General features: G+C 63.8%; 17 protein-coding genes and 1 tRNA gene. 14 read left to right on the top strand and 4 right to left on the bottom strand.

Going from position 1 to position 15,165, the window contains the following annotated elements; all coding sequences use genetic code 11:
* Nucleotides 1-74 precede the first annotated feature (74 nt).
* The 5 genes from ACP15W_RS12405 (at nt 75) to ACP15W_RS12385 (ending at nt 4,965) form a co-directional block, all read left to right on the top strand.
* A complete protein-coding gene (locus ACP15W_RS12405; RefSeq protein WP_424933212.1) occupies nt 75-569 on the top strand; it encodes a DUF3576 domain-containing protein in 495 nt (164 codons plus the stop codon).
* A gap of 63 nt (nt 570-632) precedes the next feature.
* The gene (leuS, locus tag ACP15W_RS12400) at nt 633-3,239 is read left to right on the top strand and encodes a leucine--tRNA ligase (protein WP_424933211.1); all 2,607 of its coding nucleotides are present in this window, start codon (nt 633-635) and stop codon (nt 3,237-3,239) included.
* Nucleotides 3,226-3,780, top strand: a complete 555-nt coding sequence (gene lptE / locus ACP15W_RS12395; RefSeq protein ID WP_424933210.1) for an LPS assembly lipoprotein LptE — start codon at nt 3,226-3,228, stop codon at nt 3,778-3,780. The genes leuS and lptE overlap by 14 nt, the downstream gene beginning before the upstream one ends.
* Nucleotides 3,777-4,796, top strand: a complete 1,020-nt coding sequence (holA, locus tag ACP15W_RS12390) for a DNA polymerase III subunit delta (RefSeq protein ID WP_424933209.1) — start codon at nt 3,777-3,779, stop codon at nt 4,794-4,796. The genes lptE and holA overlap by 4 nt, the downstream gene beginning before the upstream one ends.
* A 93-nt stretch (nt 4,797-4,889) precedes the next feature.
* A tRNA-Thr gene (locus tag ACP15W_RS12385) sits at nt 4,890-4,965 on the top strand.
* Between the two features lie 77 nt (nt 4,966-5,042).
* Here the strand turns inward: ACP15W_RS12385 and metF are convergent.
* Nucleotides 5,043-5,939, bottom strand: coding sequence for a methylenetetrahydrofolate reductase [NAD(P)H] (gene metF / locus ACP15W_RS12380; protein WP_424933208.1), 897 nt, complete (start codon nt 5,937-5,939; stop codon nt 5,043-5,045).
* A 179-nt stretch (nt 5,940-6,118) separates the two neighbouring features.
* Here metF and ACP15W_RS12375 point away from each other — a divergent pair, with 179 nt between their 5' ends.
* The 6 genes from ACP15W_RS12375 (at nt 6,119) to ACP15W_RS12350 (ending at nt 10,603) form a co-directional block, all read left to right on the top strand.
* Complete coding sequence (locus ACP15W_RS12375; protein WP_424933207.1) at nt 6,119-6,430, top strand: virulence factor; 312 nt, start codon at nt 6,119-6,121, stop codon at nt 6,428-6,430.
* Between the two features lie 16 nt (nt 6,431-6,446).
* Nucleotides 6,447-7,373: a methylenetetrahydrofolate reductase gene (locus ACP15W_RS12370; protein ID WP_424933206.1), complete on the top strand. Its 927-nt coding sequence runs from the start codon at nt 6,447-6,449 to the stop codon at nt 7,371-7,373.
* Entirely contained in the window at nt 7,370-8,038 is a 669-nt protein-coding gene (locus tag ACP15W_RS12365; protein WP_424933205.1) for an HAD family hydrolase, read from the top strand. Before ACP15W_RS12370 ends, ACP15W_RS12365 begins: the two co-directional genes overlap by 4 nt.
* A gap of 6 nt (nt 8,039-8,044) precedes the next feature.
* Nucleotides 8,045-8,977 (top strand): methyltetrahydrofolate cobalamin methyltransferase, encoded by a 933-nt coding sequence (locus tag ACP15W_RS12360; protein WP_424933204.1) that lies wholly within the window; start codon nt 8,045-8,047, stop codon nt 8,975-8,977.
* Nucleotides 8,978-9,695: 718 nt separating this feature from the next.
* On the top strand, nt 9,696-10,004 hold the full coding sequence (locus ACP15W_RS12355; protein ID WP_424933203.1) for a DUF167 domain-containing protein: 309 nt from the start codon (nt 9,696-9,698) through the stop codon (nt 10,002-10,004).
* A gap of 302 nt (nt 10,005-10,306) precedes the next feature.
* Complete coding sequence (locus ACP15W_RS12350; RefSeq protein WP_424933202.1) at nt 10,307-10,603, top strand: hypothetical protein; 297 nt, start codon at nt 10,307-10,309, stop codon at nt 10,601-10,603.
* Between the two features lie 238 nt (nt 10,604-10,841).
* On the opposite strand, the gene ACP15W_RS12345 is transcribed toward ACP15W_RS12350, so the two are convergent.
* Both ACP15W_RS12345 and ACP15W_RS12340 read right to left on the bottom strand, forming a co-directional pair.
* Complete coding sequence (locus tag ACP15W_RS12345; RefSeq protein ID WP_424933201.1) at nt 10,842-11,237, bottom strand: DUF4112 domain-containing protein; 396 nt, start codon at nt 11,235-11,237, stop codon at nt 10,842-10,844.
* A 4-nt stretch (nt 11,238-11,241) separates the two neighbouring features.
* Nucleotides 11,242-11,400, bottom strand: a complete 159-nt coding sequence (locus ACP15W_RS12340) for a YqaE/Pmp3 family membrane protein (RefSeq protein WP_424933200.1) — start codon at nt 11,398-11,400, stop codon at nt 11,242-11,244.
* A gap of 114 nt (nt 11,401-11,514) precedes the next feature.
* On the opposite strand from ACP15W_RS12340, the gene ACP15W_RS12335 reads away from it, so the two are divergent.
* Nucleotides 11,515-12,132: a hypothetical protein gene (locus tag ACP15W_RS12335; RefSeq protein ID WP_424933199.1), complete on the top strand. Its 618-nt coding sequence runs from the start codon at nt 11,515-11,517 to the stop codon at nt 12,130-12,132.
* 7 nt (nt 12,133-12,139) lie between these two features.
* Here the strand turns inward: ACP15W_RS12335 and ACP15W_RS12330 are convergent, their stop codons facing one another.
* The gene (locus ACP15W_RS12330) at nt 12,140-12,295 is read right to left on the bottom strand and encodes a hypothetical protein (protein WP_424933198.1); all 156 of its coding nucleotides are present in this window, start codon (nt 12,293-12,295) and stop codon (nt 12,140-12,142) included.
* 197 nt (nt 12,296-12,492) lie between these two features.
* Between ACP15W_RS12330 and ACP15W_RS12325 the strand changes: the two genes are divergently transcribed.
* Both ACP15W_RS12325 and ACP15W_RS12320 read left to right on the top strand, forming a co-directional pair.
* Entirely contained in the window at nt 12,493-12,981 is a 489-nt protein-coding gene (locus ACP15W_RS12325) for a hypothetical protein (RefSeq protein WP_424933197.1), read from the top strand.
* 81 nt (nt 12,982-13,062) lie between these two features.
* Nucleotides 13,063-15,114, top strand: a complete 2,052-nt coding sequence (locus ACP15W_RS12320) for an ASKHA domain-containing protein (RefSeq protein ID WP_424933196.1) — start codon at nt 13,063-13,065, stop codon at nt 15,112-15,114.
* Nucleotides 15,115-15,165 lie beyond the last annotated feature (51 nt).

The following is a 15,165-nucleotide window of genomic DNA, read 5'->3' as shown; positions in this document are numbered from 1 at the left end:
TGATCGTCGCCGCTTTGCACTTGCCGCATGGGTGGCGAGACTTTACACACGCCATTCAGGACAGGCTGCGGAATATGAGTGTCGTGCGCAGATTTGGTGGATTCTTTGCTGGTTTGGCGTTTCTGGGCATTCTGTCCGGATGCGGCGATGCGGCGTATCAGTCGCAGCTCAACGAGGAGCGCCGCCGCGAGGAACTCGACATCAGTGACGAGTCGATCTTCGATCTGTTCAACGGCAGCCAGAGCCGGCCCGAGCAGGCCGTACAGGTGAATCGCTACCTGTGGCAGGCATCGCTGGAAACCCTTTCCTTTCTGCCGCTTGACACTGCGGACCCGTTCTCGGGCCTCATTCTCACGGATTGGGGCAATGTGGCGGGTGGCGGCACGTTCCGCGTCACGGTGCTGATCTCCGATCCCGCACTCGACGCCCGCTCGCTCAAGGTCGCGGCCTTCCGCCAGCAGGGCGGACGGGCGGTTCCGGTCAGCGAAGCGGAGAACAGCCAGCTCGAGGACGCCATCCTGACCCGCGCCCGGCAGATGCGCATCACCGACGTCGAACGCGGCGGGTAGGCGCCATGCCATTGCGCGCGCCAGACCCGCGGCATTTCGCAATTGCAAAGAGAGACTTACCCCATGTCGCGCTATGACGCCCGCGAAACCGAGCCGAAATGGCAGCGGGCCTGGGACGAGGCGGGCGTGTTCCGCGCCGAACGCGACCCGTCCCGGCCCAAATATTATGTCCTCGAGATGTTTCCCTATCCCTCGGGCCGCATCCATATCGGGCATACCCGCAACTACACCATGGGCGACGTCATCGCCCGCTACAAGATAAGCTCGGGCTTTAACGTCCTCCATCCGATGGGATTCGATGCCTTCGGAATGCCGGCGGAAAATGCCGCTATGGACAAGGGTGTGCATCCCGGCACCTGGACCTATGGCAATATTGCAACAATGCGCGAGCAGATGAAGCCCATGGGCTTCTCGATCGACTGGTCGCGCGAGTTCGCCACCTGCGACCCGGAATACTACGGGCAGCAGCAGGCCATGTTCATCGACATGCTCGAGGCGGGTCTCGTCTACCGCAAGGCCGCGGTGGTCAACTGGGACCCGGTGGACATGACCGTTCTGGCCAACGAGCAGGTGATCGACGGCTGCGGCTGGCGCTCCGGCGCGCCCGTGGAACGCCGCGAACTGACCCAGTGGTTCTTCCGCATCTCCGACTATGCCGACGAACTGCTCGAGGCCATCGACCGGCTGGAAGCCTGGCCCGAGAAGGTGCGCACAATGCAGCGCAACTGGATCGGCAAATCCCGCGGCCTCCAGTTCAACTGGAGCCTCACCGCGCCGAGCCATGGGTTCAAGAGCATCGACGTCTACACCACGCGGCCCGACACCATCATGGGCGCGAGCTTCCTGGGCATCTCGCCGGACCATCCGCTGGCCCGCGCCCTCGAGACGGACAATCCCGAGATCGCGGCCTTCTGCGCCGAGTGCCGCCGCACCGGCACCTCCGAGGCCGATCTCGAAACCGCCGAGAAGAAGGGCTTCGACACCGGGCTCAAGGTCCGCCACCCGCTCGACCCCGACTGGGAACTGCCGGTCTGGATCGCCAATTTCATCCTGATGGACTACGGAACGGGCGCGGTCTTCGCGGTTCCGGCCCATGACCAGCGCGACCTCGACTTCGCGCGGAAGTATGACCTGCCGGTGACCGAGACCTTTGAAGCGCTCGAAAATCACGAGCCGGTGGGCAAGACGGCCTTCATCCCGGCCAAGACCGAGAAGGTCCGCTGGATCAATCACCCCGCCGGGCTCGACATCGCCACCGGCGCCGAAGCCATCGAGACCACCATCGAGCTTGCCGAGCGAGACGGATGGGGCCGGGGCGAGGTGCAGTTCCGCCTGCGCGACTGGGGCATCAGCCGCCAGCGCTACTGGGGCTGTCCGATCCCGGTCGTCCACTGCCCCGATTGCGGCGTGGTGCCGGAGGCGAAGGAGAACCTGCCCATCCGGCTGCCCGAGGATGTGAGCTTCGACAAGCCCGGCAACCCGCTCGAACGCCACGCGGGCTTTCTCGCCGCCACCTGCCCGAAATGCGGCAAGGCCGCGCGGCGTGAAACGGACACCATGGACACCTTCGTCGATTCGTCCTGGTATTTCGCCCGTTTCACCGCCCCGCGCGCCGAGACGCCGACCGATCTCGCCGATGCCGAATACTGGATGAATGTCGACCAGTATATCGGCGGCGTGGAGCACGCGATCCTGCACCTGCTCTATTCGCGTTTCTTCGCGCGTGCGATGCACAAAACCGGCCACCTGCCCGAGAAGGCCATCGAACCCTTCGATGCGCTCTTCACGCAAGGCATGGTCACCCACGAAACCTATGCGACGAAATCCCCCGAGGGCCGGACCATCTGGCACGACCCCGAGGAGATCGAACGGGACGAGAGCGGCGCACGTCTCAAGGACGGCACGCCGGTCGAGATCGGCCCGCAGATCAAGATGTCGAAGTCGAAGAAGAACGTCGTCGACCCCGAGACGATCATCGAACGTTATGGCGCCGACACCGCGCGCTGGTTCGTGCTTTCCGACAGCCCGCCCGAGCGCGATGTGGAGTGGACAGAGGGGGGGGTGAAGGGTGCTTCGCGTTTTGTTCAGCGTCTCTGGAAGCAGGTGCAGACTCTGATCGAAATCGAAAGTGGTGCAACTCCTTTGACAGGCAAGCACCCCGAGATCGATCAAGCACTGGAAATCAGAAAAGTCGCACACAGGAGATTGAAGCGTGTCGAGGAGTGCTTTGAACACCTTCAGTTTAATGTAGCGATAGCTCAAATCCACGAATTCTCCGCCGTCCTCGGGTCGCTCTTAGATCCCCAAAAGCTTGAGGGACCCGATTCCTTGATAGCGTTGCGGGAAGCATTCGAAATGCTCATTCAAATGTTTAATCCCATAATGCCTCATTTGGCCGAGGAATGTTGGGCTGCTCTTGGAAAGGACTGCCTAGTTGCAACGCAACCTTGGCCAAAATTAGATTCGTCATTGCTTGTCGACAGTCTTGTCACCCTGCCGATCCAGATCAACGGCAAGCGGCGCGGCGAGCTTGCTGTTCCCGCCGACGCGGACAAGAGCGCCATCGAAGCACTCGTGCTCGCCAACGAGGTGGTGGCGAAGGCGCTTGATGGTGGCGCGCCGCGCAAGCTCATCGTCGTGCCGGGGCGGATCGTGAATGTGGTCGTCTGATCGCAGGACCGTCATCCGGGCCGCGGCGCTCGCAACTGCGGCGCTCGGCGTCGCGGCCTGCGGGTTCGAGCCGATGTACGGCACCGGCACAACGGCCCGCGCGGGGCTCGGCCAGATCTATGTCGAGCCCATCGACTCCGCCGCCGGCTATGAGTTGCGAGACTGGCTCATCATGGAACTCGGCCCGGCGAGCCAACCGACCCACCGCCTGGAGATCGACCTCGAAATCGAAACCGATGGCGTGGCGCTGACAACCACGAACGTGACGACCCGCTTCAATGTGACCGGCGAGGCGGACTTCCGGCTCGTTTCGCTGACAAGCAACGAGACCGCGCTGAGCGGGAACGTCGAAGGCATCTCGGGATACAGCGCGCCGGAATCGGAAACCGCATCCGCCTATGCGACCCGTGTCGCGCGGGCCGATGCGATCCGCCGGGTCTCCCGCCAGCTTGCCGAACGCATTGCCCTCCGGCTCTCGATCGAATCGTCGAAATGGGCGGAGACAACGCCCGGCATCGCGGAGGACGGGAGCGGCGCATGAAGCTCGGCGGTCGCGATGCGGCGCGTTATCTGAAAAAACCGGGCAGCGACTCGGCGGGTTGCCTGCTCTACGGGCCGGACCCGGTGCGCACCGGCCTGCGGCGCCGCGATCTCGTCACCGCGCTCGTTGGCCCGAAAGGCGCCGAGGAAATGCGGCTCACCCGGTTCCAGGGCGGGGATCTGCGCCGCGACCCGGCGGCACTGACCGATGCGCTTAAGGCGACGGGGTTCTTTCCTGGTCCCCGTGCGGTGGTCGTTGAGGATGCGGGCGATTCGAACACCGCCGCCGTTCGCGCCGCGCTCGAGGATTGGCGCCCCGGCGATGCGACCCTCGTGCTCAGCGCAGGCTCGCTCACGCCACGCTCCTCCCTGCGCAAGGCCATGGAAGCGGCGAAGAACGCTTTTGCCATCGCGATCTATGCCGACCCGATGCGCCGGGACGAGATCGAGGCCGCTCTTGCGCGCGAGAGCCTCTCAAGCATCTCCCCCGAGGCCATGACCGACCTCGAAGCCCTGGCGCAATCTCTCGATCCCGGAGATTTCGAGCAGATTCTCGTCAAGCTCTCGCTCTACATGCGCGGGGCACCCGGTCCCGTCTCGAGCGATGACATCGCCGCCGTGGCGCCGCCCGCGGCCGAGGCCGAACTGACCGCTCTGGTCGATCTTGCCGCCGACGGGCGATCGCGGGAATTGGCGCGAGCCTTTGCCGCCCTCAGCCCCAGTGCCAGCGCCACGGGCTTGACGATTCTGGCAGCGCGGCATTTCCGGACGCTGCATGCCGCCTCCATTGATCCAGGCGGTGCCGATACCGCGCTCGCGCGCGCCCGTCCGCCGGTCTTCGGACCGCGCCGCTCGCGCATGGCTGCCCAGATCCGTGCCTTCGGGACCGAGCGGCTCGAGAATGCACTCGGCCAGATCATGGAGGCAGAGTTGCGTCTGCGTTCGGGGCGGCCGACACCGGGCCTGGCCCTCGTCGAGCGTCTCTTTGTCCGCATCGCCTATCTCGCGCGGCGCTGATCCCGGCTTTCTGCCTGGTTCGGTGGAATCCATCAGTTGCCCTGCGCTACCGAAACCGCTAAGGAGCGGCCCATGCCGATGGCTGGCCCCCGGGCCGCGTTAGCTCAGCTGGTAGAGCAACCGCCTTGTAAGCGGTAGGTCGTCCGTTCGAGTCGGACACGCGGCACCACTTCTCTCGAAAAAAGCACCCTCACGAGCGCAAACCGGAGCCCGACAAGAAGGCCCCGGCGCCATATCGGAGTGCGATCAGGCTGTCTGCTTGCCGCCGCCCATTGCGAGCGGAGCTGCGGCTTCATAGCCCAGCGCCCGGCAGATATCGTAGGTCAGGTCGGGATTGTTGAGCGTGTAGAAATGCAGATGCTCCACGCCCTCGGTCATCAGCTTGGTGCATTGATCCGCCGCCAGCGATACCGAAAGGAGGTAGGCCTGCTCATCCGTCTCCGCCCGCGCAAACGCCTTGTGCATCCAGTCCGGCACGTTGGCTTGGCAGCGCCCGGCGAAGTTCAGCATCTTGGCGAAATTCTCCACCGGCAGGATGCCGGGGTAGAGCGGCGCGGTGATGCCAGCCTTGGCGCAGGCATCGCGGAAGCGCAGGAAATCCTCGTTCTCGAAGAAGAACTGGGTGATCGCGCTGGAGGCACCCGCATCGAGCTTGCGCTTGAGATTGTCGATATCGGCGCCGAGATCGGCGGCCTCCGGGTGCTTCTCCGGGTAGGCTGCGACCGAAATCTCGAAATCGCCCACGTCGCGCAGACCGGCCACGAGTTCCGCGGCAGAGGCAAAGCCGTCCGGGTGCGGCACGAATTCGGTCTCGCCCTTGGGCGGATCACCCCGGAGCGCCACGATCCGCCGCACGCCGAGCTTCGCGAAGCCGCGGGCCACCTCGAGCGTCTCCGCCCGGCTCGCGCCCACGCAGGTCAGGTGGCCGGCGACATTGAGCCGCGCGCGATCGACGATGGTCTGGATCGCGGCATTGGTGCGATCGCGCGTTGTTCCACCCGCGCCATAGGTCACCGAGACGAACTGCGGGGCCAGCGGCGCAAGACGCTCCACCGAGCGCCAGAGACGCAGACTTGCCTTCGGGGAATGTGGCGGGAAAAACTCGAAAGATAGGCTCGGAAGAGCCTTTGGGGTGATGTTCATGTTGCTCCGGTCCGTACCGACAATGATTTCAGCGGGTGGAGAATACCTCTCAACCCCGATTCCGGCAATCCTTATCTGCGCACGAGCTTACCACGTCGTTGACTTGACACTTTCGTGCGCCCGCGAAACGAATGCGCCGTCCGGTCCGAACCGGTCAGTGAGAAGGGAGTTCGAGGGGCATGGCCCAGGTCGTTATCGTCTACTGGCGCGACATTCCCGCGCAGGTCATCGTCGGCAAGGGCCGCCGCGCCGCGAAGGTCCAGCTGCCCGAACGCTTCGAGCAGGCCATTGACCGCTGCGCCATGAAGGTTGGCGCGAAGGATGCCGATGCCTATCTCGCGGAATGGCGCAAGGCCGCACCCTACGAGGTCGAAGGTGACGCCGCGGATGTCGCTTCTGGCGAAGCCGCACGGCTCGATTCGGAATTTACTCAGGACGTGCTCAAATCCTTGATCGCCAACGAGGGCTGGGCCTCTCCCTCACCGCGCTAGAGACAACAGGGGAAACATGGCAAAGATTCTGTCCTTCGTCCGCCGCAGCGCCGGAACCGCGCCCTCCGATGCCGCCGCGATCGCACATCTGACCCGCGACTTCTCCGTCGAGGTAATGCCGCGCACCGCCGCGAAGATCGAGGATTTCCGCGCCATCCTGCCCGAAGGCACCCGGATCTACCTCGCTCATATCGACGGCACCGATTTCGCCGACATGCTTTCCACCGCGCGGCGCCTGTCCGACGAGGGCTTCCGCGTCATGCCCCACTTCCCGGCCCGCGGCATCGCGGACCGTGCCGAACTGGCCCACCGCATCGAGGCCTACGCCGATCTCGGCATCCGCGAGGCACTGGTCATCGCGGGCGGCATCGACACCCCCCGTGGCGAATTCGGCGATTCGATGCAGCTACTCGAAACCGGCCTCTTCGACCGTTTCGGCTTCACCGACCTCCATGTCGCCGGCCACCCGGAAGGCAACCGCGACATCGACGCCGACGGCTCCACCACCCGGGTCTCCGCCGCCCTGCGCTGGAAGAACGACTTCCAGTCCCGCACCGATGCGCGCATGGCCATCGCCACCCAGTTCTGCTTCGAGCCCGAGCCGGTGATCGACTGGGCCGAAAGCCTCCGCGCCGAGGGCATCACCCTGCCGATCCATATCGGCATCGCAGGCCCCGCCAAGCTCCAGACCATGATCAAGTTCGCCATGGCCTGCGGCGTCGGCCCGTCCCTGCGCGTGCTCCAGCGCCGCGCGGCCGACCTCTCCAAGCTCATGCTGCCCTTCGAGCCCACCGAAATGCTTGCCGCGCTGGCCCGCCACAAGGCCGCCAACCCGGATTTCGCGGTCGAGCGCGTGCACTTCTTCCCGCTTGGCGGCATCGGCGCGACGGCGGAATACCTCGGCCGCACCACGCCCGCAGCCCGGATCAGCGCCCGCGCATGAGCAAGACCAAAGCCCCGGCGCTTCTCTTCGATCTCGACGGCACGCTGGTCCATTCGGACCCGATCCACTTCGTCGTCTTTCGCGACATCTTCGCGGAGCATGGCGTTTCGCTGGAATGGGACGAGTTCACCACCGAGGTCGTGGGCCGGCCCAACCCGGAGATCTTCGCCCATTTCCTGCCCGACCAGGCGCATCGCGCCGCCGAGCTTGCCGACCGCAAGGAGGCCGAGTTCCGCAGCCGCCTCACGGGAAGTTTCGAGCCGACCCCCGGCATTCTGGGCCTGCTCGACTGGGCCGAACGCTCCGGCGCACCCTTTGCCGTCGTCACAAATGCGCCGCGCGCCAATGCCGAGGCCATGCTGTCCGCCTCGGGTCTCGCCTCGCGCTTCGAGATGGTGATCGCGGAAGGGGATGCGCCCCAGGCCAAGCCCGATCCCGCACCGTACCTGCTCGCCATGGAGCGGCTCGGCGTGGCACCCGAGGCCTCGATCGCCTTCGAGGATTCGCGCTCGGGCAACCGCGCCGCCCGCGCCTCGGGCGCCCATGTCTTCGGCCTCACCTCCAACCTCGCCCCAGAGGCGCTGTTGCAGGCCGGGGCCCATCAGGCTATCGCAGACTTCAACGATCCTGCCCTCTGGGCACATCTCGATCAACGAAGGACCTGACTTTTCATGACCCGCACCATTGTCGAATCGAAATCGAAGACCGCGATCATCGGCTTCGACCAGCCCTTCTGCGTCATCGGCGAGCGGATCAACCCCACGGGCCGCAAGAAGCTTGCCGCCGAGCTTGAAGCAGGCGATTTCTCTACTGTCGAGAAGGACGCGCTCGAGCAGGCCGCCTGTGGGGCCACCATGCTCGATGTGAACGCGGGCGTGGTCTACAACTCGAACCCGAACCCCAACGAGACCGAACCGCCGCTCATGACGAAAATGATCGAGCTGGTTCAGGGGCTTGTGGATCTTCCCTTGTGCATCGACTCAAGTGTCCCGGCGGCGCTCGAGGCCGGCCTCGCCGCCGCCCATGGCCGCCCGCTCCTGAATTCCGTCACCGGCGAAGAAGAGCGCCTCGAACTCGTCCTGCCGCTGGTGAAAAAATACAACGTGCCCGTGGTGGCGATCTCCAACGATGACACCGGCATTTCCGAGGACCCCGACGTGCGCTTCGAGGTGGCGAAGAAGATCGTCGAGCGCGCTGCCGACTATGGCATTCCCGCCCATGACATCGTCGTCGATCCGCTGATGATGCCCATCGGCGCCATGGCCACCGCCGGGTTGCAGGTCTTCACGCTGGTCCGCCGCCTGCGCGACGAACTTGGCGTCAACACCACCTGCGGCGCATCGAACGTGTCCTTCGGTCTGCCGAACCGCCACGGGATCAACGCGGCCTTCCTGCCCATGGCGATCACCGCCGGCATGACCTCGGCGATCATGAACCCGGTTCGCGAGGCGGAAATGCACGCGGTGCGCGCGGCGAACCTCCTGATGAACCACGACCCCCACGGTGCCGCCTGGATCAAGGCCAACAAGGCCCCGGCCGTCGAGGGCGAGGCACCGGCAGGCGCCCGCGCAGGCCGCGAGAATCGCCGCCGCCGCCGGGGCTGATACGGGGCTGGCGCAGCCCCACGGGCCAGCCGTGCCTGCGGCGGCCCATCACGCCATTGGTGCTGGGTCACATGGGCACGGAACAAGCCGGAGGCGCCGTGCCCGCGACGGCCCCCGGACCGCACCTCCTGCCCAAACGCGTGTCCCGAAGCAGGCCATGTCATGTAGCTGATCGCTGCCGTCTACCGAGTCTCACCACTCGCTGGGAAACACTGGCACGGAACATGCCGAAGGCGCCGTGCCTGCGACGGCCCGTCCGGACGGGTCGGCGCATCGTCGATGTCGGGGCAACGAGCAGGTCTAGGCAGTGTCGTTACCATAAACTGCGCCGAACAACCCTCGCTGCGCCAACCCCCGGACCGCCGCCGGCCCATCGCGACAATGGTTCTGGGAAACACAGGCACGGGACAAGCCGAAGGCGCCGTGCCTGCGACGGCCTGTCCGGACGGGTCGGCGCATCGTCGATGTCGGGGCAACGAGCAGGTCTAGGCAGTGTCGTTACCATAAACTGCGTCGAACAACCCTCGCGGCGCCAACCCCCGGGCCGTCGCAGGCATGGCGGTGCTGCGCACCTCGTTCCGTGCCATGGTTTCCCCGCACCAAAAGCACTTCACGCTCTATCCCACCGTTCGCTGCGCTTGGGCCGGATGTTGGCTATGGGCAGCGCACCCGCTCCGTACTAACCTGCATCGCCAGACGATATCGCCGGGATGCCCCCATGTCCGATCTCCCCTTCAAAGCTGTTCCCGATGGTATCGAGATCGCCATCCGTCTTACCCCCAAGGGCGGGCGTGACCGCATCGAAGGCGTCACCGAGCATGACGGTCAGCCTTGCCTGAAGGTCCGGGTGTCCGCCCCCCCGATTGATGGTGCGGCCAACAAGGCGCTCGTAGCCTTCCTCGCGAAGTCGCTCGGCGTCTCGCGCTCGAGCGTCACCTTTCTCTCCGGTGAGAAGTCCCGCATCAAGCGGCTGCGGATCGAAGGCGAGGGGCTTTCCGAGCGTCTCGAAGCGCTTCTGAAAGGCTGAGGTCGGAACGGGATCAACCATTTCGCCTCGCCGAACCTCCTGAATTTCATTCCCTCGCTTCTCGTTCCGTCTCCAAAAACGCTCCCCCAGTTTCCCTAGTAAATTCAGCCGCCAAGCCCCGTATGGCCAGGCTCCATGACAAGTAGTTGGCGGGATTGGGTCTCCAATTCTTTCGAAAAAAGCCTGGTAGAGTGATCCGGAACAGCCACTCCCTCCGTAACATCATAGTTAAGCGCATGTGGAATGCATGTTAACGAAATGGCACGACCGCAGGGAAATGCCGTGACGGAAAGGATTCAAGGATGAAACAACTGATCGTCTACGCGTGGAACTACATCTTCAATGCCGAAGTCAGTCCTCTTCGCCATATTCCGGATGTCGGTATAAGACACTATGTGCTGCAGATCCTGGGGTTCATGTGGGCTGTCAGCTTTTCCATCGCCATCGGCAGCTACACCGTCCTCGCAGCAAGCATCGTCGGTCACGCCGTCCTGATCGCGGCCGCCGCGATTACCGTGGCGACGTATACCACCGCCGCCCACAAGCCCGACGTATTCGTGAACGTGTTGGGCCGCCGCGTTGATGGCGAGCATCAATAGGCCTTCTGCTTGCTTGGGCGAGGCTCCTGATCTCAAGCTTCTCGCAGGGCCCCGAAAGCTTGAGAACACCTCAGACCCTGTTTCGGGTGCATCCGCTCCAAGGATGGGCGCTTCCCGAACGTCACCACGACATTCTTGATACATTGAGCGAGGTTCGCTCCGTCAATTCCTGAGTGGAACAGTCGCAATATGAAATATGCATGCAATATGCATGGAATGCACACGAGGTTTTGCGGTGCTATCCGGGCCTCCGAATGGTCCCATCCATGCTCTGAGGTTTGGCGTCGATCACATCGCCATGCGAGAGCAATTCCTCCCGCAGAAGCGCCACGTTCCTGCGGTTCGCCTTGAATGCCACATCGAGGATGTCTCCAAAAACCGGCACGATTCCAATGGCATAGTCCGCGGCTGTATTTCCCATCATCCGCAGCAGGACCGAGCGCCGCACGCCGAGACGATGCGCGCGATAGACGACATAAAGCGATGGCGCCAGCGCGGCCGTGTCCCCGACGACCGGCACAAGCCCCAGAAGCCCGTCGAGCCCGAACCGGATGCCCGTGAAGGGGATCACGAACCGGGCATCGAGCAGTTTGGCCATGCGCTCGAGCTGTTCTATTTCCTCCCGTATTTTCATAGTCTTACCGCCTCGCGATGATCCAGACGGCGTGCACGATTCCGGGGATGTAGCCGCACAGCGTCAGCAGGATGTTGATCCAGAATTGCAACCCGATCCCCACCTGCAGAAAGACGCCGAGCGGCGGCAGAAGGATCGAAAGAATGATGCGGAGAAGGTCCATTTTTGTCCTCGCGTCGTTGTTTCACCCATCCTTCAACGTATGTGATCACGGGATGTTTCCATCCACAGGACAGAAAATCGTGATATCGGGGCGCCGAATCCCGCTGGAGGTCCAATGCCAAACCGATTGCAGCACCTGCTGCTTGCCTCGCCGCTTGTGCTTCTATCAGCCGAAACGGCAGGTCAGGAGTTCGGCCCGCAATTGACCTATGGCGTCGACAAGCCCGGCGGAACAGCGCAGACAACCAGATTGCATGCCGATTTTCAGCACAACATCGGCTGGATTTACGGGGGCGTGAAAGGGGCGCTCGCCGAGAATGCCACCTCATCCGGCACCTACGATCTCTATCTAGGCCTGAAGCCGGAAGTGGGTGCGCTTGCCATCGACCTGAAGGTCCGCGAGCATCATACGGATGCGGGCGACAGGACAAGTTTCATCGCCCTGGAATTCAACGCTCCGCTGTCCCGGCATCTCCATCTGAAGGGGCATTTCGAACTCGATGCCCATACCGGCAGCGGTGGCGGAAATGCCAACGCCGCCTGGGTGATCGGTGAGGCCGACCGTATTGAAGCGACCCTGCGTGAGGCGATCAGCGCGGGGTCCGTGCAGACCAATGCCTATGAAATCAAGGCGACACATGCCTTCGAGGAGCGCGGCACGATCTCCATGCTATACAAGGTTCCGCTTGGCGATGCGAACAGGATCGGGCTGGACTACAACGTCCGGTTCTGACCTCGGGTCACGAGATCTCGAAAAAATTCCAAGTCACGCTCGCCTCGCTGCCGCGCCTCTTCGACCGGGAAAGGTCGCGATAGATCGGATCATCCACATGCTCGATCGCGCAAAGGCCCCGGAAACGCAGCGTCAGGCTGTCTTTCGGCTTTGCAGTCGGCATCCAATCTTTCTATCGTCGAAAGACCTTGATCCTTTCACGCCGGGCGACAGATCGCCCATGCCGTTGTTGGGAAAAGTCCAGGCGGGACGGCAGTGAACGTGAATGCCGGATCTGGCCGAAGGTGCCGCCACCCTTCTTGTCGGGCCGCACCGGTGCACAGATGCAAGATGAAGACGAGCGGTTAGGGGGATCGCGCCATGCAGACTAAAGGGAATGGGCCATCCCTCAGGGTCGTTACGACCGCGATGATGGCGTTTGTCGGGGTTGCGGCCTTCACGGCACTTTCGGTCGAGGATCTTGCGGGGTTGACAGCCGACGAACGTGCGAACCTGTCGGCTGGACTGATCGCGCGCTATGTCATCGCCATGGCAATCGGCGGGGCATTGGCTGGATGGCTTTTTGCCAGCCTCTTCGGCCGGCGCGGCGTGCTGGGCTTGGTGCTCGCGCTCTTGGGCGGGCTCTTTGCGACCATGATCGCGGGGCTCTTCGGAAGTGCCTTTGCCATGTTGCCGGATCTTGTGGCAAACGGCTTCAGTATGGGTGATCTCATCGGTATCGGCTTCGGCTTGGCTGTGTTGCCGCTCGGTATCGCCTCCCAGCTCTTTCTGGCGGCGGGGTGGCTCGCGCTGGTGATTATCGCACAGATCTGGGCAAGGCGTATCCGAATGGTGCGCCGGGAGGCGTGAAGACGCACCTCCATTTCGGGGGCCATTCACATTGTCCCCACAAGCGCCTAAGACCCGCCGGAACCAGACAGGAGCTGCCGAATGTCCGATAGCCCAGCGCGCGATCCCATGGTGATTTTCATGCCGTCCGGCAAGCGCGGGCGGATTGCGTCGGGAACCACCGTGCTAGACGCCGCGCGCCAACTCGGCGTCGACCTCGACAGTGTCTGCGGCGGCCGTGGCATCTGTTCAAAATGCCAGGTTTCTCCCTCCTTCGGCGATTTCCAGAAGCTGGGGATTCGCTCCACGCCCGAAGCGTTGAGTGAATGGAACAAGGTCGAGGCGCGCTACGACGAAAAACGCGGCCTCAAGGAAGGTCGCCGTCTCGGATGTCAGGCGCAAATCAGGGCGGACGTCGTGCTTGATGTGCCGCCCGAAAGCCAGGTGCATCGGCAGGTTGTGCGCAAGCGGGCCGAGGCACGACAGATCATCATGGACCCGGCTACGCGGCTCTACTACGTCGAGGTGGCCGAGCCCGACATGCATGAGCCCTCGGGTGACCTCGAACGGCTGGAACGCGCACTCACGCAGCAATGGGGGCTCGCGCATGTGAAGGGTGATCTGCGGCTGGTCCAGATGCTTCAGCCCGCGCTGCGCCAGGGAAACTGGAAGGTTACCTGCGCGGTCTATCACGGCGCAGGGCTGGGCGAGGCGCGGATCATGCAGGTCTGGCCCGGCTACTACGAGGGCTCGATCTACGGTCTGGCCATCGACCTCGGGTCCACCACGATCGCCGGTCATCTCTGCGACCTTCAGTCGGGTGAGGTGCTAGCCTCTTCAGGATTGATGAACCCGCAGATCCGCTTTGGTGAGGATCTGATGAGCCGGGTGTCCTATTCGATGATGAACCCCGGCGGAGACGCTGAAATGACGAGCGCCGTCCGTCAGGCACTCAACACGCTGATCCAGCAAATCGCGGCCGAGGCGCGGGTCGATCCCGGCCTGATCCTCGAAGCCGTCTTCGTTGCCAACCCGGTGATGCACCACCTGCTCCTGGGAATCGACCCGGTCGAACTGGGGCAGGCGCCCTTCGCGCTCGCCACCGCTTCCAGCATGTCGATTTGGGCCAAGGAGATCGGGCTCGAAATGCATCCCGATGCCCGGATTTATGTCCTGCCCTGCATCGCGGGTCACGTGGGGGCGGATGCCGCGGCCGTTGCTCTGTCGGAGGCGCCGAACCAGTCCGACGACCTGATGCTCGTGGTCGACGTCGGCACAAATGCCGAAATTCTGCTGGGTGATCGCAACAAGGTGCTTGCCTGTTCCTCGCCCACGGGGCCGGCTTTCGAGGGAGCGCAGATTTCCTCCGGCCAGCGTGCTGCACCCGGTGCCATCGAACGGGTCGAGATCGATCCGGTGACGAAGGAGCCGCGTTTCCGGGTTATTGGTTGTGAGCTCTGGTCCGACGAGCCGGGATTTGCCGAGGCCACCCGCGCCACCGGGATCACCGGCATCTGCGGCTCCGGCATCATTGAGGTGATTGCCGAGATGCGGCTCGCGGGACTTGTCGATCCCGGCGGGTTGATCGGCTCGGCGGAACAGACCGGCACGCCCCGCTGCGTGCCCGAGGGCCGGACCCATGCCTATCTGCTCCATGACGCCAGCGCGACGGGCGGACCGAAGATCATGGTTACGCAGGGCGATGTCCGGGCGATCCAGCTTGCAAAATCCGCGCTCTATGCCGGTGCGCGCCTGCTCATGGACCAGCTTGGCGTAGATACCGTGGACCGGGTCGTGCTCGCGGGTGCGTTCGGTGCGCATATCTCGCCCAAGCACGCGATGGTGCTCGGAATGATCCCCGATTGCGACATCGAAAAGGTCACATCCGCTGGCAACGCGGCGGGAACCGGCGCGCGCATCGCGCTGCTGAACTCGGCCGCCCGGCGTGAGGTCGAAAGCCTTGTTACCCGCATCCACAAGGTGGAGACAGCCATCGAGCCGCGGTTCCAGGAGCATTTCGTTGCGGCCAACGCGATCCCGCACGCAACCGATCCCTATCCCAAGATGACCTCCACGCTTGTTCTGCCGGTCGTTTCCTTCAACGCAGCCAGTGGTGGCGGTGAGGGTGGACGGCGCAGACGTCGCCGGGCCTGAGCCCGAAAACCGCGCGGAGACCGGCGCTCACCTTTGAGTAACCTTGTTCAG

It is taken from the genome of Amaricoccus macauensis, assembly GCF_049800915.1.
In the GTDB taxonomy this organism is placed as follows: Bacteria; Pseudomonadota; Alphaproteobacteria; order Rhodobacterales; family Rhodobacteraceae; genus Amaricoccus; species Amaricoccus macauensis_A.
Note: the sequence above shows the minus strand (reverse complement) of the source record. Positions and strands in the feature narration are given on the sequence as shown.